17 protein-coding genes are annotated in these 19,094 nt (G+C 45.6%); 8 read left to right on the top strand and 9 right to left on the bottom strand.

What is annotated here, in order from left to right:
* The first annotated feature begins 105 nt into the window (after window positions 1-105).
* From AC59GT_RS15540 to AC59GT_RS15530, 3 genes are all read left to right on the top strand, one after another.
* Window positions 106-2,328 (top strand): RelA/SpoT family protein, encoded by a 2,223-nt coding sequence (locus tag AC59GT_RS15540; protein WP_497238483.1) that lies wholly within the window; start codon window positions 106-108, stop codon window positions 2,326-2,328.
* A 169-nt stretch (window positions 2,329-2,497) separates the two neighbouring features.
* Window positions 2,498-2,968 (top strand): Fur family transcriptional regulator, encoded by a 471-nt coding sequence (locus tag AC59GT_RS15535; protein ID WP_497238482.1) that lies wholly within the window; start codon window positions 2,498-2,500, stop codon window positions 2,966-2,968.
* 39 nt (window positions 2,969-3,007) lie between these two features.
* Window positions 3,008-4,285, top strand: a complete 1,278-nt coding sequence (locus AC59GT_RS15530) for an adenylosuccinate synthase (protein ID WP_497238481.1) — start codon at window positions 3,008-3,010, stop codon at window positions 4,283-4,285.
* Window positions 4,286-4,343: 58 nt separating this feature from the next.
* Here the strand turns inward: AC59GT_RS15530 and AC59GT_RS15525 are convergent, their stop codons facing one another.
* On the bottom strand, window positions 4,344-4,730 hold the full coding sequence (locus tag AC59GT_RS15525) for a CPBP family intramembrane glutamic endopeptidase (RefSeq protein WP_497238480.1): 387 nt from the start codon (window positions 4,728-4,730) through the stop codon (window positions 4,344-4,346).
* Between the two features lie 193 nt (window positions 4,731-4,923).
* Between AC59GT_RS15525 and AC59GT_RS15520 the strand changes: the two genes are divergently transcribed.
* Window positions 4,924-6,189 (top strand): anthranilate synthase component I family protein, encoded by a 1,266-nt coding sequence (locus AC59GT_RS15520; RefSeq protein WP_497238479.1) that lies wholly within the window; start codon window positions 4,924-4,926, stop codon window positions 6,187-6,189.
* Window positions 6,190-6,479: 290 nt separating this feature from the next.
* On the opposite strand, the gene AC59GT_RS15515 is transcribed toward AC59GT_RS15520, so the two are convergent.
* From AC59GT_RS15515 to AC59GT_RS15495, 5 genes are all read right to left on the bottom strand, one after another.
* Window positions 6,480-7,208, bottom strand: coding sequence for a YqjF family protein (locus AC59GT_RS15515; protein WP_497238478.1), 729 nt, complete (start codon window positions 7,206-7,208; stop codon window positions 6,480-6,482).
* Window positions 7,209-7,694: 486 nt separating this feature from the next.
* On the bottom strand, window positions 7,695-8,501 hold the full coding sequence (locus tag AC59GT_RS15510; RefSeq protein WP_497238477.1) for a M48 family metallopeptidase: 807 nt from the start codon (window positions 8,499-8,501) through the stop codon (window positions 7,695-7,697).
* A gap of 10 nt (window positions 8,502-8,511) precedes the next feature.
* On the bottom strand, window positions 8,512-9,159 hold the full coding sequence (gene plsY, locus AC59GT_RS15505) for a glycerol-3-phosphate 1-O-acyltransferase PlsY (protein WP_117382529.1): 648 nt from the start codon (window positions 9,157-9,159) through the stop codon (window positions 8,512-8,514).
* Window positions 9,160-9,207: 48 nt separating this feature from the next.
* Window positions 9,208-10,056, bottom strand: a complete 849-nt coding sequence (gene nadC / locus AC59GT_RS15500; protein ID WP_497238476.1) for a carboxylating nicotinate-nucleotide diphosphorylase — start codon at window positions 10,054-10,056, stop codon at window positions 9,208-9,210.
* A gap of 46 nt (window positions 10,057-10,102) precedes the next feature.
* Window positions 10,103-10,498, bottom strand: coding sequence for a DUF4783 domain-containing protein (locus tag AC59GT_RS15495; RefSeq protein WP_497238475.1), 396 nt, complete (start codon window positions 10,496-10,498; stop codon window positions 10,103-10,105).
* Between the two features lie 59 nt (window positions 10,499-10,557).
* Between AC59GT_RS15495 and gpmI the strand changes: the two genes are divergently transcribed.
* Window positions 10,558-12,111, top strand: a complete 1,554-nt coding sequence (gpmI, locus tag AC59GT_RS15490) for a 2,3-bisphosphoglycerate-independent phosphoglycerate mutase (RefSeq protein WP_497238474.1) — start codon at window positions 10,558-10,560, stop codon at window positions 12,109-12,111.
* Window positions 12,098-12,649: a hypothetical protein gene (locus AC59GT_RS15485; RefSeq protein WP_497238473.1), complete on the top strand. Its 552-nt coding sequence runs from the start codon at window positions 12,098-12,100 to the stop codon at window positions 12,647-12,649. Before gpmI ends, AC59GT_RS15485 begins: the two co-directional genes overlap by 14 nt.
* Here the strand turns inward: AC59GT_RS15485 and AC59GT_RS15480 are convergent.
* Window positions 12,646-13,272: a tetratricopeptide repeat protein gene (locus AC59GT_RS15480; RefSeq protein WP_497238472.1), complete on the bottom strand. Its 627-nt coding sequence runs from the start codon at window positions 13,270-13,272 to the stop codon at window positions 12,646-12,648. The two genes, AC59GT_RS15485 and AC59GT_RS15480, sit on opposite strands and share 4 nt — an antisense overlap.
* 356 nt (window positions 13,273-13,628) lie before the next feature.
* Between AC59GT_RS15480 and lon the strand changes: the two genes are divergently transcribed.
* Together lon and AC59GT_RS15470 are read left to right on the top strand one after the other, a co-directional pair.
* On the top strand, window positions 13,629-16,103 hold the full coding sequence (lon, locus tag AC59GT_RS15475) for an endopeptidase La (RefSeq protein ID WP_497238471.1): 2,475 nt from the start codon (window positions 13,629-13,631) through the stop codon (window positions 16,101-16,103).
* Window positions 16,104-16,189: 86 nt separating this feature from the next.
* Complete coding sequence (locus AC59GT_RS15470) at window positions 16,190-17,143, top strand: lipid A deacylase LpxR family protein (protein ID WP_497238470.1); 954 nt, start codon at window positions 16,190-16,192, stop codon at window positions 17,141-17,143.
* On the opposite strand, the gene arfB is transcribed toward AC59GT_RS15470, so the two are convergent.
* Window positions 17,140-17,550, bottom strand: a complete 411-nt coding sequence (gene arfB / locus AC59GT_RS15465; protein WP_497238469.1) for an alternative ribosome rescue aminoacyl-tRNA hydrolase ArfB — start codon at window positions 17,548-17,550, stop codon at window positions 17,140-17,142. The genes AC59GT_RS15470 and arfB overlap by 4 nt on opposite strands.
* 20 nt (window positions 17,551-17,570) lie before the next feature.
* Window positions 17,571-19,055 (bottom strand): ATP-binding protein, encoded by a 1,485-nt coding sequence (locus tag AC59GT_RS15460; protein ID WP_497238468.1) that lies wholly within the window; start codon window positions 19,053-19,055, stop codon window positions 17,571-17,573.
* Window positions 19,056-19,094 lie beyond the last annotated feature (39 nt).

Below are 19,094 nucleotides of genomic sequence, written 5' to 3'. Positions count from 1 at the left end.
TTACTCTTGACACAAAATTAACGCATTTAAGTTGGTTATTTTATACTAACCCGCAATAAAAAATATTGTTACAAAGTTTTGATACTATAGCACATACGCTGATACATGAAAGACCTGGTGATTGATTTGGAAGCCGAGAAGAAGGAGATACTAAAACGCTACCGTACGTTGTTGCGCGCAAGTAAATCTACCCTGCAAAAGGGCGATAAGCGCATGATACGGAAAGCGTTTGATATGGCACTGGAGAGCCACAAAGACATGCGCCGTAAAAGCGGCGAACCGTATATATACCACCCTATTGCAGTGGCGCAAATTGCTGCCGAAGAAATTGGGCTGGGCACTACCTCTATTGTATGCGCGCTGCTGCATGATGTTGTGGAGGATACAGATGTTACCCTGGAGGATATTGAACTGGAGTTTGGTAAAAAGGTTGCCAAAATTATAGACGGCCTCACCAAGATATCCGGCGTTTTTGACACCAACAGCTCGCTGCAAGCAGAGAACTTCCGTAAGATGCTGCTTACCCTTGCCGATGATGTTAGGGTAATATTAATAAAGCTGGCCGACCGCCTGCACAATATGCGCACAATGGAGTTTATGCCGCGAGATAAGCAGCTTAAACTATCATCAGAAACGGTGTATCTGTATGCGCCGCTTGCGCACAGGCTGGGCTTGTATGCCATTAAGTCAGAACTGGAAGACCTTTCCATGAAATACATGGAGCGGGAAACCTACTCTTTCATTAAAAATAAACTGAACGAGAAAAAGGCTGAACGGGAGAAGTTCATCCGCGACTTCATTGAACCGGTGAAAAAGGTAGTTTCGGACCAGGACTTGCATGCTGATGTTTTTGGCAGGCCGAAATCCATCCACTCCATCTGGAACAAGATGAAAAAGAAATCGATACCTTTTGAAGAAGTATACGATCTTTTTGCCATCAGGATAATACTGGACAGCACGCCCGAAAACGAAAAAGCGGACTGCTGGAAAGCATACTCCATTATCACCGACCTGTACAGGCCTAATCCTGATCGCCTTCGTGATTGGATATCATCGCCAAAGGCAAACGGTTACGAGAGCTTGCACACTACGGTTATGGGGCCACGTGGCCAGTGGGTAGAGGTGCAAATACGCACCAAGCGCATGAATGAAATTGCTGAGAAAGGTTTTGCCGCGCACTGGAAGTACAAGGAATCGAGCACGGACAGCGGGCTTGACCAATGGGTGCAAAAAGTACGCGATATGCTGAAGAACCCGGACTCCAACGCGCTGGACTTTCTCGACGATTTCAAGATGAACCTGTTTAGCGACGAGATCTTCATTTTTACACCTAAAGGTGCCTTGATACAGTTGCCGCTGAATGCTACCGCTCTCGACTTTGCTTTTGAGATACATACCGATGTAGGCGCTAGTTGTATTGGCGCAAAGGTGAACCACAAACTGGTACCGTTGAGCTACAAGCTGCAAAACGGCGACCAGGTAGAGATCATCACCTCGGGCAAGCAAACGCCTAAGGAAGACTGGCTGAACTTTGTGGTTACCGCCAAAGCAAAGGCCAAGATAAAGTCGGCTCTTAAGGAAGAAAAGCGCCGCATTGCCGAAGATGGTAAGGAGATACTGGAGCGTAAGCTAAAGTCGCTTAAGATCACTTACAACTCCGAAAACCTGCAAAAGCTGAGTTACTTTTTCAAGCTGCTATCAACCCAGGACCTTTTCTACAATGTAGCGAAGGGCTTGATAGACATGAAGGACCTGAAAGAGTACCAGGCTTCGGAAAAGATAATTGAGAACAAGCCGCAGGACAAAATGGAGGCCGAGCAGCTGCAGAGCCTTGTGCGTAATATAAAAGCAAAAGATACCGATGTCCTGCTTATTGGCGAGGACATGCAAAAGATAGATTACAAACTGGCAAACTGTTGTAATCCTATCCCCGGTGATGATGTATTCGGCTTTGTAACTGTAAGCGACGGCATCAAGATACACCGCACCAACTGCCCAAATGCTGCCAAACTGATGGCCAATTACGGCTATCGCATTGTAAAAGCCCGCTGGACCAACCAGCAGGAACTGGCTTTCCTGACAGGGTTGCGCATAACCGGTATAGACGATGTTGGTTTAATAAACAAGCTTACCACCGTAATATCGCAGGATTTTAAAGTAAATATCCGGTCTATTACTGTGGACAGCGACAACGGCATTTTCGAAGGCTCACTGATGCTTTATGTAAACGACACCAATCACCTGGACAACCTGATCAGAAACCTGAAGATGGTAAAAGGTATAACCGGCGTAACCCGGTTTGATTCGGTAGTGGAAAAAGCTTCTTAGCCATGTTGTAGAGATAAGAATCAAGAGACAAGAATTAAGAGTAAGACAATGGTACTACTGCTATTTTCTCCTGATTCTTGATTCTTGTCTCTTGACTCTAGGGAGTCGAACGCCAATCTTTTGTTTCTTGCCATTGAAAACCATACCTTTGACGTGTTAATTTAACATTATGCCTGTACAGGAAACCATCGCATTGGTAAAGAAGATTTTTGAGGCTTACCTCGAAAATAAGAGCCTGCGGAAAACTCCCGAGCGTTTTGCCATTCTTGAAGAGATATACTCCCGTAATGATCATTTTGATGTGGAATCGTTATACATCCACATGAAGAACAAGAAATACCGGGTGAGCCGCGCAACCGTGTACAACACGCTGGAGCTGCTGGTATCGTGCGACCTGGTGACCAAGCATCAGTTTGGTAAAAATATGGCTCAGTTCGAGAAATCGTACGGGTATAAACAGCACGACCACATTATATGTATCGACTGCGGCAAGGTGGTTGAGTTTTGCGACCCGCGCATACAGCAGATACAAAGCATGATGGGCGACATCCTCAAATTTGAGATAAAACACCACTCTTTAAACTTATACGGTAACTGCACAAAGCTGCGTGATGGCTTTTGCGACAGAAAGGTATCGTAGTTTCACTTAAATCTATTTTTCCAGATAACATATTCATTAATGGCTGTTGACGTATTATTAGGCCTCCAGTGGGGCGACGAAGGTAAAGGTAAAATTGTTGACGTACTAAGCGCAGGTTACGACCTTATCGCCCGTTTCCAGGGCGGCCCCAATGCAGGGCATACTTTAGAGTTCGAAGGCAAAAAGTTTGTGTTGAATACCATTCCTTCAGGGATATTTTTTGATAACACCATTAACCTTATTGGCAATGGTGTGGTAATAGACCCTATTACCCTTAAGAAAGAGCTGGACAAGTTAAAAGATGCAGGCCACGACCTGCTCGCAAAAGGCAATCTGGTTATTGCTAAAAAAGCGCACCTGATATTGCCTACTCACCAATTGCTTGATGCCGCTTCTGAAAAGAAAATGGGCGAAGGCAAGATCGGTTCTACCCTTAAAGGTATCGGTCCAACCTATATGGACAAGACCGGCCGTAACGGCTTACGTATTGGCGATATAACCCTGCCCGACTTTAAAGAACGTTACCAAAAACTGGTAGACAAGCATACTTCTATGCTGCAGTCGCTTTATGGTGAAGTAGCTGATTTCAGCGAACGTGAAGCAGCTTTCTTTGAAGCTATAGAGCTCGTTAAGAAGTTCAAGCTGGTAGATTCGGAGCACTTTGTAAACAACTATATAAAAGAAGGTAAAAAAGTTTTGGCCGAAGGTGCACAGGGTGCTATGCTCGATATCGACTTTGGTTCATACCCGTTTGTTACTTCATCAAATACCACTGCTGCCGGTGCTTGCACAGGCTTAGGTATAGCCCCAAGCCAGATAGGCGATGTAATAGGCATTTTTAAAGCTTATTGCACCCGTGTTGGTGGCGGCCCCTTCCCTACTGAGTTGAATGACGAAACCGGCGAAGAACTGCGCCGTATTGGCCATGAGTTTGGCGCTACAACCGGTCGTCCGCGCCGTACCGGCTGGATTGACCTTCCTGCGCTTAAATATGCCATTATGCTGAACGGTGTTACCCAACTGGTAATGACCAAGGCTGATGTATTAAGCGGCTTTGAAAAGATATATGCCTGCACCCACTACAACTACCTGGGCGAACAAATAGACTACATGCCGTATGATATCTGCTCGGTAGATGCGCACCCGGTGCTGAAGGAGATCGACGGCTGGCACGAAGACCTTACCGGCATTACAGAACTGGACCAGATACCTGCAAAACTACAGGCATACATTGAGTACCTGGAGAAAGAAGTAGGTGTACCGATTAAATGGTTATCCGTAGGGCCAGACAGGAAACAGACGTTAGTATTGCACTAAGACATTCTGAACTAATATTAAAGGCTCCGGTAATCGGAGCCTTTTTATTTGTACTTGTTTACTGAACAAACAACGTCCCGTACAAATTATATAAACAATGCAGCAACGCAACCCAATAAAAAGCCCGGTACTTATTTGCTTTACAATAAAGAAATAAGTAGTTCATAATAATCCCGGCAACAAACATCGCGACAACATAAAGAGGGTTGTACTGATGACCGAGCCCAAATAAAACGGCGGGTATAACAAGCTGTAAATAATAATTACGAACACCTATTTTGTTCAGGATATTTATAGCCCAGTACTGGAAGATCAAGGTTTCCAACAAAGGTGCTATAAGACATGCCAGAAACAATTGTTCAGGCAAACTTAAATTATCTACAGGATTGCCTTCCAAACCGGGAAAGAAAGTCTCTTGAATATAGCTAAATAAATAACCGTTCAAAATAGACGCTGCGAAGCAAAGCAAAAACGTTCGGGCAAACATTGCGTTGTGTGCAGTTGCCTGTTCTTTACCGTCAGCTATTTCATAGTCCATGTACTTAGCAATTGAACAGTAAAAATGCCTGTATTAATTTGGAAAACAAAAAGCTTAGTTTAACCTTTGCCAATCTTAGTTATCTCCCTAAGGGCGGCCTGTGACTTTCACCAACAATCATCCGGAACTATTCAAACAACAAGCGCTTGCCTGGGCAGCTTCGTTTGACACGGCGTGTTATCTCGACAGTAACAACTTTACCGACCCATACGGAAAATTTGATGTACTAATTGCGGTGGGTGCAAAAGCCGAGTTAATGGTGAGTGCAGGGAATGCCTTTGATCAGCTTGAACTTTTTCAGCAACAGCATCCCGGCTTTATCTTTGGTTTTTTTGGTTACGACCTCAAGAACGAGATAGAGAACGTAAGGTCAGCCAATATCGATCAGCTTAACTTTCCGGATCTTTACTTTTTTGTTCCTGAAACTGTAATCACTATCAAAGGAAACACGGTTGAGATAATAGGGAAGGATATTGATTTTGAGATACCCGAAGAGAGACTCGAACGTTCAAAAGATAACTCTCAGCCGGGCATTCAAATACAATCGCGGTTTACAAAAGAGGAATACGTTGAAGGCGTAAACAAAATTAAAGAACATATTACCCGTGGCGATATCTACGTAACTAACTTTTGCCAGGAGTTCTTTGCAGAGCAGACCGAGTTAGATCCATTGGAGACCTTTAATAAACTTAACAGCATATCGCCTACTCCGTTCTCCTTTTTTATGAAATGGAATAGCAATTACATTATGTGTGCGTCGCCCGAACGTTTCCTGGCAAAACGCGATAGTAAGCTAATATCTCAACCCATTAAAGGCACGGCACCGAGGAATGCTGATCCTGATATAGATAAAGAAATTGTCGTCGCACTCCGCAATCATCCGAAAGAACTACAGGAGAATGTAATGGTAGTAGACATGGTACGTAATGATCTTACCCGCTCGGCTAAACTAGGCACTGTAACAGCTGAAGACCTTTTCGGTATACAAAGCTTTAAGCAGGTACATCAAATGGTCTCTACCATAACCTGTGAAATACGGGAAGACATCTCGTCTGTACAGGCCATCAGGAACACCTTTCCTATGGGCAGCATGACAGGCGCACCCAAGGTAAGTGCCATGCAGTTAATGGAGCAGTTTGAGCGCAGTAAACGCGGCGTGTACTCGGGCGCTTTAGGCTACTTTAGCCCGGATGGAGATTTCGACTTTAACGTGGTGATACGTACTATGCTTTATAACTCAGCAAATAAGTACCTGTCCTTTCATGTTGGCAGCGCCATTACATATCACGCTGATGCTGAAAAAGAATATGACGAATGCCTGTTAAAAGCAAAGGCAATTCTGGAAGCACTTGGAGTGAGTTCTTGATTGCCACGCTCGCAAACACGTGCAGCTTGACAAACCTAACGATAACATAATCAATCCGGCCTCGGTAACGCACAGATAGTACAGGCATTGAACAAGCACTTACTTTAAAAGTGCGGAACCAAGCCGGGAGTTTTCTTTGGTTACTTTCTTTTGCGGAAAAAGAAAGTAACAAACACAAGCTTAATAACTACCCCTTACTTTCCTCATAAGAACAAATGCTTGCAATCGGCGCGTTACTTTCTATCAATGTAGCAACGGTAGCGCTTGCAATTACACTTAGCAACATAACACTACTCCACCACCAACTTATCCCCTATCCTTACCGCGATCTCTGATCCGTTTGCCCAAAACGCAGAGAATGGCTTTACACTTAAATAAGGCACAAAGGCTTCACCATAAAGTTCAGCAATGTCGGCCTCAAAAATATAGTCACGTACCTCGGCAATTTGCCAGGCAACATGCTCTACCTGGTACTGCATGGTCTTACGATCATTAAGGCGATTGTAGCCCCAGTAGTGTTCAAATATAAACTCCTCGGCGCTGCCGGGTTCAATTTTGGTGAGGCTGTTGCGTACCGTAGCTCCAATTTTATTCCAGCGGCCTTTCAGCTTCCACTCGTACAGAAATTGCGTGTGATTAGCACCATCTTTATTAACAGAGTGCCGCATAGGCATTGCGCGGTAATGTTCTTTATACAGGTTATTGGCAATAAACACAATAATGGGCTTAGGTACTATCTCGCTTACAAAAACGGCGCCGCGCTTCCACTCCTTTCCATCAAAGTGCCTCACGTAAAAACGCAGGTTCACCTCCTCGAAGTTCACATGGAACGGCCACTTAACGCCAAGCACTTTGGTTTCTTTAAACATAAAGCCGACCATGCTCACCAGCGCTTTACCCTGCCACAGGTCAAGTTCGGTGGCGGCGGGTAAATAAGGTTTCAAAATTTCAGGATCAACCTCATAATTCAGCATTACCAGGTTGCGCCATTCGGCAGTAAGAAAGCGGCGTTTGTTCATTTGATTAGTCAACGCAAATTTAAGGTTTTAGTTCGATGAGGTAGTGCTCTGTTAGGAAAGGCAGAAGGATACTTTTGGCCTGTGAGTGTTACTTTCTTTGACCGCCAAAGAAAGTAACCAAAGAAAGCTCGCGGCTGCACAACAGGCTTTAAATGTTAGTGCTGTTTCAGTGCCGGTACTAACCGCCTGTTCTGAGGCCGCAATTATCAGTTTTGTTATGTTCATCAGGCTCTACTTAAATCGTTGAACAATAAAAAAGCGCAGGGCAGACGAAAAAACGGGCCGGGGTAAAGGCTTGCGCGAAGAAGGTTTTTTTCGTCTTGATTTTTGCTTCTTTGTATCAAGACAAAGAAGTAGCCCCCTGCGGCAATGAGCAGACCGAAAAACCTACAAACCACAAATAATAATAAAGCCGACTCAACCGCACAAAAAAAACAAAAGGCCGCAAAGTCATCAACTTTGCGGCCTTTGTAAATCTCCAGGCGATTATCGTCTCTTATAATACTTCATCGCTTCCGGAATCAGGTTCTGGATGTTAGCTATACGCGTAGCATCCGACGGGTGAGTGCTCAGGAACGGTGGAGGTGTTCCGCCCTTATTTTGTGCCTGCATACGCTGCCAGAACAATACAGCCTGGTGAGGGTCATACCCGGCCATTGCCATAAAGGTAAGACCTAAACGGTCGGCTTCAGACTCCTGGCTGCGGGAGTAGTGCAGTAAGGCTAACTGACCGCCTACACCATATAGTTGGCCAATTATAGCCTGGGATGTTTGTGATTGCCCACCCGCCGCTGCGCCAATGGCAGCACCGCCGGTTTGCAGCGCAAGCTCCTGAGACATGCGCTCGGCAGAGTGTCGCGCTATAGCATGGCCTATTTCATGGCCCATCACGGTAGCAAGGCCGGCATCGTTTGCTGTCACAGGCAATATACCGCTGTATACAGCAACTTTACCACCCGGCATGCACCATGCGTTAATTTCGGCGCTTTGGATCAAATTAAACTCCCATTGGAAGTTGTACTTGCCGGCATAGCCGTTTGAGTTAAGATAACTTTCGATAGATGACGCCAAACGGCTGCCAATAAGTTTTACGCGTTGCGCGTCCGTACCCGATGCAATAACCTTTGTTTTTGGATCGGAAAGGAGTTGTCTGTAGCTGGTTGCAGCAGCAGTGTTGATCTGATCATCACCTACAAGCGACAATTGAGAGCGGCCGGTAAGTGGAACGGTGGAACAAGCGTAGATAGCCGAAGCCAGAACCACGCCTAACAGCAAAGGTTTTAGTTTTTTCATTGGTGAGTCTTTAGGCAGTTTTCTTTTTAAATAAGTTTACTTTAGACTCTTTACCTTTTAATAAACGCTCTATATTTTTCTGATGAGTAACTAATATTAGCACGCATATGCACATGCCATAAATAATGACCGATTTTATATACACCGGGAAAATGAATGTTACACCGATGGGATAAGTAAAACCTGCCATAATTGATGCCAGCGACACATATTTGGTAATCAGCAGCACCACCAGGAAAACAAGCACACAAAGTAAAGATGCCTGCAGGTTTATAGCTAATATCATTCCAAAAAGTGTAGCCACCCCTTTACCGCCCCTAAAACCGGCGAATATGGGGAACAGGTGACCCATAACTGCAGCCACCCCAAGTGCTAATGCGTAGTTTGTAAATGCTATTGAATGGTAAGCCCCCGTTGTAGAAACCCCGATAATGTAAGCCAGGTTGGTTGCTGTCCACCCTTTTAAAATATCCAGCAGCATTACAGGGATGCCTGCCTTCTTGCCAAGCACCCGGAAGGTGTTGGTTGCACCGGCGTTACCGCTGCCATATTCCCTTACATCAATGTTGTAAAATGCCTGCCCAATCCAAACAGCTGTTGGTATAGACCCGAAGAGATATGCAAGAATGAGCGCTAAAATAGACGAGATTGATAGCATCTGCCTGCAATATTATTAAATTGATGTAATATACCGCAATATATTCAATTATAATTTAATGGCCTTCAAACTCAGATCAAGGCTTTTTACCGAATGCGTTAACGCGCCTACTGATACATAATCTACACCACAGTCGGCGTAATCCCTTATGTTCTCTTCTGTTATCCCGCCAGAAGCTTCGGTAGTGTAGCGGCCTTCTATCATCCCTATAGCCTGCCTCAGGTTGTCAAAACTAAAGTTGTCCAGCATTATGCGGTTCACGTTGCCGGTTTGCAGTACTTGCTCAAGTTCTTCCAGGTTTCGCACCTCAATTTCAATAGCCAACTTTTTACCGGTTTGTTTCAGATAGCTGTTGGCGTTCTCGATGGCCTGCCGTATACCGCCGGAATAATCCACGTGGTTATCCTTGATCAAGATCATGTCGTATAGCCCAATCCGGTGGTTAACGCCGCCGCCTATTCGTACCGCCCATTTCTCCAGGTAGCGCATGCCGGGCGTTGTTTTTCGGGTATCAAGCACCCTGGTGTTGGTGCCCTCCAGCAGGTCGGTAATTTCACGGGTTTTAGTGGCAATGCCGCTCATGCGCTGCATGCAGTTAAGCACCAGGCGCTCAGCCTTTAGTATGCTTTGGGCATCCCCTTCAACAGTAAAGGCAATATCTTTGGGTTTTACTTCAGCACCATCATTAAGCAGTACATCTACTTGCAGAGTAGGGTCTACCTCTTCAAATATTGCCAGAGCAAGTTCTATCCCTGCAAGTACGCCGGTATCTTTTACTAAAAGTTTTGCTTTGCCTTTTGTGCCTGCCTCAATGGTAGCTAAAGATGTATGGTCGCCATCGCCTACATCTTCACTTAGAGCATTTACTATAAACTGGTGGATAAGTTGTTTGTCCAAACCTTCTGATTTTTGAGTTTCAAAAGTAAGAACAATTGATGAGTAATTAGGTTTTTTCGACTTCCACGCGCAACTCAATAATAACCATCTGCTTTTCAATTTCTTTCATGGTCACCGCAACCCGGTATTTTCCTTTGTCGGTAACTACATGCATTACTGCGAAATTATATGCCGCGCTTGAATTAACGCGGTGAATTATCTTTACAGATTGAGGCCTGTTCTCTTTAAAAAATTTCTCCAGGATAACCTCTGCCTGCGCTTTGGAGTAAACATTAGCGTTTTCTAACACGGTCACATCTATAGTTGCGGCAAAAAGCTTTGCAAGTTCATGCGTATTGCCCTGCTTTATCAATTCCGCAACTTTATCTATAGGCCCGGCTATGGCAGCGGCAGGAATTGTGAACAAAAGTATCAGCAAAGGTATACGTGTAAGTAGCTTCATATCAACATGACCGGATAAAACTTAAAATGTTGCACAAATTAACACTCTTTTAAACTATAATGTTTAAACGTTGCTTTTATATTTGCATTGTGGAAAACAGAAAAAAAGTAGTACTCATTATATTAGACGGCTGGGGTTACGGCCGTCAGGACAGTTCTAACGCTATTTTAGCCGCAAACACGCCCTTCTTCGATTCTCTTATCAGTAACTACCCGAACTCTAAGCTTGAGGCCTCTGGCCTTGCTGTAGGTTTGCCAGAAGGGCAAATGGGTAACTCCGAAGTGGGGCACATGAACCTGGGCGCCGGCCGCGTGGTATACCAGGAACTCGGCCGAATAAACAAGGCTGTGCTGGATAACGAGTTTGAACAGAATGAAACCCTGGTAGAAGCCTTTAACTACGCGCGCGACAACAATAAAGATCTTCACCTGATTGGCCTCTTGTCTGATGGTGGAGTGCATGCGCACATTAACCACGTTAAAGGGCTTGCAACTACGGCAGCAAAACTAAATCTCCAAAAGGTGTTTGTACATGCCTTTTTAGATGGCCGCGATACCGACCCAAATTCGGGTTTGGGATTTATTACTGAACTGGAGCAGCACATAGCAGACACACCGGTAAGACTGGCATCGGCTATTGGCCGCTACTATGCAATGGACCGCGATAACCGCTGGGAACGTGTTGAAAAAGCTTACGACCTGATGGTTAAAGGCGAAGGCGAGCCTACAAAGGACATTACGGCATCCATCACCAAATCTTACGAGGCAGGCGTTACCGATGAATTTATACTGCCTATAGTAAAGACCGGTGAAGACGGGCAGCCGCTTGCCGTTATAAAAGAAGGTGATGTAGTGATCTGCTTTAACTTCCGTACGGACAGGGGCCGCGAAATTACACAGGCGCTTACCCAAAGGGAATTCCCGGAGTATGACATGAAACCGCTGGACCTGCATTATGTTACCATGACGTCTTACGACGATACCTTTAAGAACGTTAAGGTGGTGTTCCGCAAAGACGATCTGGCCATGACGCTTGGCGAAGTGCTGGAAGGTGCTGCCAAGAACCAGATACGTATTGCCGAGACTGAAAAATATCCGCACGTTACGTTTTTCTTTTCGGGCGGACGTGAAAAAGAATTCACAAACGAAAAAAGGTTGTTGGTACCATCGCCAAAGGTGGCCACTTACGACTTACAGCCGGAGATGAGCGCTGAAGGTATCCGTGATGCCATTATCCCGGAACTTGAAGCAGAATGGCCGGACTTTGTATGCCTTAACTTTGCCAATACAGATATGGTTGGCCATACCGGCGTTTTCAGCGCGGTAGTTAAAGCTGCCGAAACTGCCGACGCCTGCACACAGGCAGTGGTAGAAACTGGTTTGAAACACGGCTACTCGTTCATCATTATTGCCGACCACGGTAATGCCGATTACATGATAAATGACGACGGCTCTCCAAATACTGCGCATACTACCAACCTGGTACCTTGTATAATAATTGACGAAGACGTAAAAGCTGTATTTGACGGCAAACTGGGCGATATTGCCCCAACGGTACTGAAAATACTTGGCGTACCAGTTCCCGCAGAAATGACCGGTAATGTATTGGTATAAGCCGTTAAAGAAATACACCCTGTTTGCGGGCGGCTTGCTGCTGCTGGGCAGCTGGTACGCCTGCAAACCGGAAATAAAAGAAACCGGCGCCACCCTGAAGTACTTTGATATGAAGGATTTCTTCAGGGCTGATTCCGCACGTTTGGCTGCCGCCAACAAGCCTGTTGTAAAAACAGTTACCCACAACGGCGTAACCGAGACAAAAAAACTGCTTATACAAAATTGGGGACAAGAGTTTGGCCTGTTTGTATCGTCGGACATTAACAAACCCGCCTGGAAGGATAGCTACACCATACAGCAAAACGCCGACAGCATAGTTTATCAAGCCAAGTTCCCGGAGCTAAAAACACGGCGGCTGGTCATAAAAAAGCAGGATGGTAAGGTGTTATCTGTATCGGTATTGAACAACGTCAGCAACTTACTCTACAACACAACCGAAAAGCTGATGTATGTACCGGGTAAGTACTACCAGATAGAAAAAGACCAGAAGGTAAAAGTAATGGGCACCAACAACTACGTGGTAAAAGGCTTATTTTAGTTGTGTTTGCCGGTAAATGTCGCCAGCTTCTCTTTCGAAAGATCAATCAGGGATGAAATGTCAGACCGGCTTGGGTTGTCTTTCAACACTTTCTCCAGGTCTCCTATTGATGCTTTGAGAGAGCTAATACCCCGTATTTTATCGTAATTCTTAATGTTGGGCTGCAGCTTAAAAATACCATACTCACGGTAGGCTATACCACGTGTTTGGAAACATTTTGTTTGTTCAGTTGGATCTATGGCTATCGCCTTAGTAAGGTCGAATATAGCACCCAGGAGGTACTTCTCCCGCTCGTCATAGGACAGGAAAGTATCTTTACCCAGGTAGCTTTTGGCACGTGCACGGTAATAATACGCCGTAGCATCAGTAGGATGAATGTATATTGTTTTTGTAAAAGCAGCTATAGACTTGCGGTAATTTTGGCTGTGATAATACGAGTAGCCCAGCATCCAATACGCGTTAGCATTGGTAGAGTCAATCATGCAGGCCTTCTCCAGTTGCGCGACAGCGCTCTTGAAGTTACCGTCCATAAAGGCTTGCTGCCCAAGTTTTACATAGGCGTTTTGTGCCGATGACTCGAGCGAAGTAATTAGCAGAAGCGAGATTATTGCGGGGAGCCTCATCAAATGCATAAACGTGTAACGGTACTCTATTAACTTGCATAAATACAAAATATTATGTGCAGGATGTACTTTTTGTAAAATTCGTGTTATCAATCATACCCCAATAAACATGACTTTTTTTCCGCAACACAAAAACAGTCAGCTGTTAAGCGCATTTTACCATTAACTTACAACCGCTTAATTAACAGATAATTACATAACCAACAATAAGATCGCCTTAAATAAACTTATCTTGGCACATCTCTTGAACTTCTGTCACCGTACAATTTAACAGGGGAATATTGAGGTTTAATTAACGGCTGCTTTTACAACGGCTGACAATTTGACGTTGAAACAACCCGAAAAAAAGGATACTAATGAGTTTTGATCCGTTTGATTTTAAAAACGCTGCCGCTATAAACGAAGATTCTGAGTTTTTCCCGCTAATGTCGTCGGAAGATGAAGAAGAAATGAATAACGAACAGGTTCCAGATATATTACCAATTCTTCCCTTACGCAATACCGTGTTATTCCCGGGTGTTGTGATACCCATTACTGTGGGTCGTGATAAGTCTATAAAGCTGATACGCGACGCCAATAAGGGCAAGCGCCTCATCGGCGTTGTAGCACAGCAGGATGTAAGTATAGAAGATCCGGGATTTGAGCAGCTGCACCGTGTGGGTACGGTTGCGCTCATCATCAAGATGCTGCAAATGCCTGATGGTAACACTACGGTGATACTACAGGGCAAAAAGCGCTTTATATTGAAGGAAGAGGTGCAAAGCGAACCTTACCTCAAGGCATCTGTAGAGCCATTTGTGGAGATCAAACCAAAGGAAGACAAAGAATTTAAAGCCATGGTATCCTCGGTTAAGGACATGGCCATGAACATTATCCAGTTGTCGCCGAATATCCCAAGCGAGGCCGGTATCGCTATCCGCAATATCGAAAGCACATCGTTCCTGATCAACTTCATATCATCCAATATGAATGCGGATATGGCGGCAAAACAAGCCTTGCTGGAAACTAAAAGCCTGCGCGATAGGATAAACCTGGTGCTGGAACACCTCACGCTGGACCTGCAAATGCTGGAACTGAAGAACCAGATACAGACCAAAGTACGTGTAGACCTGGACAAGCAGCAGCGCGATTATTTCCTGAACCAGCAGCTTAAAACCATACAGGAAGAACTTGGCGGGAACACGCCCGACCTGGAGATAGAGAATTTAAAGAAACGTGCCAAATCTAAAAAGTGGAGCAAGGAAATTGCCACCCACTTTAACAAGGAAATGGAAAAGCTGGCGCGCACCAATCCTGCGGCTGCTGATTACTCGGTACAAATAAATTACCTGGAACTATTACTGGATTTACCGTGGAACGAGTTCACCAAAGACAACTTTGACCTTAAGCGTGCGCAAAAAGTGCTGGATAAGGACCACTTTGGCCTGGATAAAGTAAAACAGCGTATAATAGAGTACCTGGCTGTGCTAAAATTAAAGCACGACATGAAAGCGCCTATCCTTTGCTTGGTAGGCCCTCCGGGTGTAGGTAAAACCTCGCTGGGTAAGTCTATTGCAAAGGCACTTGGCCGTAAATATGTTCGTATGGCGTTGGGCGGCTTACGGGATGAGGCTGAGATCCGCGGCCACCGTAAAACTTATATAGGTGCTATGCCGGGCCGTATAATACAGTCTATTAAAAAGGCAGGCGCGGCTAACCCGGTTTTTATACTGGATGAGGTAGACAAGGTAAGCACCGATTTTCGTGGCGACCCATCCTCTGCCCTGCTGGAGGTTTTGGACCCCGAGCAGAACAGCACTTTTTATGATAACTACGTAGAGATGGACTTTGATTTGTCTAACGTAATGTTTATTGCTACAGCTAACTCTTTGAGCAGCATACAGCCGGCCTTGCTGGACCGTATGGAGATCATAGAAGTGAACGGTTATACCATTGAAGAAAAGGTGGAGATAGCCAAACGCCACCTGGTGCCTAAACAGCGTGAAGCGCATGGCTTGGCTAATAAAGATGTTACGCTGAAAAACGACGTTATAGAGAAAGTAATTGAGGATTACACCCGTGAGTCCGGTGTTCGTTCGCTGGAGAAAAAGATTGGATCGGTGGTTCGTGGCGTGGCCAAAAACATTGCCATGGAAGAGCCGTACAATCCGGTGGTAAGCAAAAAGGATGTCCTGAAAATACTGGGTGCACCTATTTTTGATAAAGACTTGTACGAGAACAACGATATTGCCGGTGTGGTAACAGGCCTGGCCTGGACATCAGTTGGTGGCGATATCCTTTTCATCGAGGCAAGCCTTAGTCCCGGCAACGGAAAGCTTACGCTTACCGGTAGTTTAGGTGATGTTATGAAGGAGTCGGTTACTATCGCGCTGGCCTACCTGCGCGCGCATGCGGGAGATTTCAACATCCATCCAAAGCTGTTTGAACAGTGGGATGTGCACGTACACGTACCTGCGGGTGCAACGCCAAAGGATGGCCCGTCGGCAGGTGTTACCATGCTAACGGCACTGGTGTCTGCCTTTACACAGCGCAAGGTAAAACCCAACCTCGCCATGACCGGCGAGATTACCCTGCGTGGTCGTGTGCTGCCGGTTGGTGGTATAAAGGAAAAAATACTGGCTGCAAAACGCGCCAACATCAAAGAGATCATCCTTTGCCGCAGCAACCAGAAGGACATTGAAGAAATTAAGGAAGACTACATTAAAGACCTTCAGTTCCACTATGTAACTGATATGGGCGATGTGGTAAAACTTGCTTTACTTGATGAGAAAGTGAGCAACCCGCTGGATCTTACCATAAAGGAGACCAGCCCTAAGCCGGCACTTAACTGAGCTGCAAAGTCACAACAATATTAAAGCCCCGATATATCGAGGCTTTTTTTATTTTAGCGCATCACTTTGCTCACTTACAACCCTCAATGAAAATTAAACTATTTGCTCTGGCGGTAAGCCTGTTTGCAGCTGCCGGCGCGTATGCGCAAACACGCAGCCACGAGATCGGCTTACAGTCAGACAACGACTCCTTCCTGGCACAAGGCTCAGACAGGTATTATACCAACGGTATTTTTGCTTACTACCGTAAAGCTCTGGACGCATCCAAAAACACCAGCCTGGCCAATAAGGTACTTGGCTTTGAGGTTGGGCAAAAGCTATTTAACCCGCAATCTGCAGCCATACCATCTACAGATTACCTGGACAGGCCGTTTGCCGGCTATTTATATGCAGGTGCCTCTTTAAACCTGCTGTATAAAAACGAAAGCGCGCTTAAACTCACCGCGCGCCTAGGTATGGTTGGCCCTGCAGCAGGCGGAAAAGGCATACAGGAGTTCATTCATAAAACATTTGGCTTCTACCCTCCCGATGGCTGGCAGTACCAGATCAGGAATGATTTTGAGGTAAACCTATCGGCAGATTACACCAAGCTGATCGCGCGCGGTTCATGGATAGATGTTTCTGCAGCTACATACGCTAACCTGGGCACCGGGTTTATCAGCGCCGGAGCAGGTCCGCTGTTCAGGTTCGGCAACTTTAATCAATTATTTCAGTCGGCAAGTACACAAAGTACGGCATCAACAGGCAAGAACAGCCTGCTGCACGAGCATGAGTTTTTCTTTTACTACAAACCGCAGGCAAACGTTATAGGTTACGATGCTACCATCCAGGGCAGTATCTTTAAAGATCACCCGGAGCCGGGCACCGTGGAAGTCACCAAAGGTATCCGCCATTTTGTATTTAGTAACGAGGTAGGCGCCAATTATGTAAGCGGCAGGTTTGTTTACGGCTTGGCGGCAATATTTAACACTAAGGATGTGAAGAATGTTGCACGTGCGCACCAGTGGGGTTCTGCTACGCTGCTGTACCGGTTCAACTAATAATCAAAGTTATTTCTGCGGCCCGCTTTCTTATCAGAGTGGGCCTTTTTATTGTCCAGCCGGGCCAGTTTAGCGGCACGGCTTACCTTTACAGCTTTGCGCACTTTTGGTCTTATCAGCGCGGTGGTTAGCAGCACTATCAGCCTTTCAATCGCTATCTCTTTATTCAGGAACTGGCTGCGCTCTTCATCGCACACCACCTGCACCAGCCCGTCCTTGTTAAAGCGGCTTTGCAGTTTCTGGTTAATGGTAGTTTTCTCCTCATTGGTGAACAAACCGGACGCCGCAACATCAAACAGCAGTTCTACCTTGGTAGATACCTTGTTAACGTTTTGGCCGCCTTTGCCGCCGCTGCGCGATGTTTTATACGTAACCTCTTTTTGCAGGTCCGCCTTGCTTAAATTCATGTGTGTATTGCTAATGCTAATCAGCTCCCAGTAGGCAAACTGAAATAAAAGGTAGACCCCTGGCCCAACTCGCTATTGGCCCAGATCTTTCCGTCGTGCCGGTGGATGATCTCGGCACTTAAGTAAAGCCCTATGCCAAAGCCTGATATATTTTGCATCCCATTGCTTTCTACCCGGTAATAACGATCGAATATTTTAGATAGGTCTGCCTCGGCAATGCCCATTCCGTTATCACGTACGCTTACAATAACCTCGCTATTGGTTACTTTACACGTCACGGTAACATGGGCCTGCTTTGCCGAATATTTCATCGCATTACTGATCAGGTTTGAAAGCACAGACGCTATTTTATCTCTGTCGGCAACAATGGTAACATCATCGCAGTCATTTATCTCTACCGGATGGCTGGTTGTTGTCATCGTGAACTCCTCTACAACCTCTTTGATAAGATCATGCAGGTAAAATTCATGTTTTACAATGGTGATTTTACCCGATTCCAGGCGTGATATATTCAGGAAGCCATTAATCATGGTACTCATACGGCGTACCAATGTGCCTGCTTTATCCATGGCGCTACCCAGGAACTTATCCTCGCTCGATCGCAGTTTAGCCTCGGCAACCTGTACAATTGCGGTAAGCGATGTAAGCGGCGTTTTCAGTTCATGGCTCACCATACCTATGAAGTCATTTTTACGGGCATCATCCATTTTTTGCTCCGTGATATCGGCAATCACCCCGGTAATGTAGATTGTGCCCTGCTCGCTGGTAACCACCTTCCCTACCGATCGCACCCAACGCTCTTTATTACCGGCCACATTAACCGGGTACTCTACCTTAAAGCTGGTGTTGTTTTTAAAAGAAGCGTCTACGGCATCTGTTATCCGTTTCCGGTGATCTTGCGGAATGCGCTCGAGCGCTTCTTCATAAGTGAAACCACCTTCTAAGGGCAGCCCAAATATGGCATTGAACCGCTCGGAGGTGTCAAATCGGCCTGTATCACTTTCATAGTACCACGTACCCAACTCACCCGAGTCGGTGGCAATGCGAAGGCTTTCTTCAGCCAGCGCAATCCTGGCATTAACTATAGCCAATTTTTCTTCAGCTACTTTACGGTCCGTAATATCGCTGGCGGCACCAAACCATTCAATTATGTTGCCTTCATCATCAAGAATGGGAACAGCGCGCGAAAAGGTCCAGCCGGGTGTACCGTCAACGCGGTTCACCCGGTGTTCCAGTTCAAATATCTTTTTCTCTCTTATCGCTTCTTCAATTGCAGCGTTCACCATTTCCATGTCGGCTGGATAAACGTTCTGCTCGCGCCAGCCGATCATGGGGCTATCTGTATTTTTCAGGAAACCGCGGCCATCCAGCTCCTGCATCACGGCCCAGTCCGCGCTTAAACTGTAAATCACATCAGAACTTGCTGTAACCAGCGCCCTAAGTCGCTTTTCGTTTGCAGCAACTAATTCACTTTTTATGTTATAAATTTCGGTAGAGTTAGCCATTACTTAAGAAATCGAAAGTAGTGAAATGTTTTGATAAGA

The organism is Mucilaginibacter sp. 320_HR, from assembly GCF_059691875.1.
Note: the sequence above shows the minus strand (reverse complement) of the source record. Positions and strands in the feature narration are given on the sequence as shown.

What these genes read in the sequence shown, in the direction of transcription:
- AC59GT_RS15540 (WP_497238483.1), top strand. Translation starts at nt 106, where the DNA reads ATGAAAGACCTGGTGATTGATTTGGAAGCCGAGAAGAAGGAGATACTA.
- AC59GT_RS15535 (WP_497238482.1), top strand. Translation starts at nt 2,498, where the DNA reads ATGCCTGTACAGGAAACCATCGCATTGGTAAAGAAGATTTTTGAGGCT.
- AC59GT_RS15530 (WP_497238481.1), top strand. Translation starts at nt 3,008, where the DNA reads ATGGCTGTTGACGTATTATTAGGCCTCCAGTGGGGCGACGAAGGTAAA.
- AC59GT_RS15515 (WP_497238478.1), bottom strand. Translation starts at nt 7,208, where the DNA reads ATGAACAAACGCCGCTTTCTTACTGCCGAATGGCGCAACCTGGTAATG.
- AC59GT_RS15510 (WP_497238477.1), bottom strand. Translation starts at nt 8,501, where the DNA reads ATGAAAAAACTAAAACCTTTGCTGTTAGGCGTGGTTCTGGCTTCGGCT.
- plsY (WP_117382529.1), bottom strand. Translation starts at nt 9,159, where the DNA reads ATGCTATCAATCTCGTCTATTTTAGCGCTCATTCTTGCATATCTCTTC.
- AC59GT_RS15495 (WP_497238475.1), bottom strand. Translation starts at nt 10,498, where the DNA reads ATGAAGCTACTTACACGTATACCTTTGCTGATACTTTTGTTCACAATT.
- gpmI (WP_497238474.1), top strand. Translation starts at nt 10,558, where the DNA reads ATGTTTAAACGTTGCTTTTATATTTGCATTGTGGAAAACAGAAAAAAA.
- AC59GT_RS15485 (WP_497238473.1), top strand. Translation starts at nt 12,098, where the DNA reads ATGTATTGGTATAAGCCGTTAAAGAAATACACCCTGTTTGCGGGCGGC.
- AC59GT_RS15480 (WP_497238472.1), bottom strand. Translation starts at nt 13,272, where the DNA reads ATGAGGCTCCCCGCAATAATCTCGCTTCTGCTAATTACTTCGCTCGAG.
- lon (WP_497238471.1), top strand. Translation starts at nt 13,629, where the DNA reads ATGAGTTTTGATCCGTTTGATTTTAAAAACGCTGCCGCTATAAACGAA.
- AC59GT_RS15470 (WP_497238470.1), top strand. Translation starts at nt 16,190, where the DNA reads ATGAAAATTAAACTATTTGCTCTGGCGGTAAGCCTGTTTGCAGCTGCC.
- arfB (WP_497238469.1), bottom strand. Translation starts at nt 17,550, where the DNA reads ATGAATTTAAGCAAGGCGGACCTGCAAAAAGAGGTTACGTATAAAACA.
- AC59GT_RS15460 (WP_497238468.1), bottom strand. Translation starts at nt 19,055, where the DNA reads ATGGCTAACTCTACCGAAATTTATAACATAAAAAGTGAATTAGTTGCT.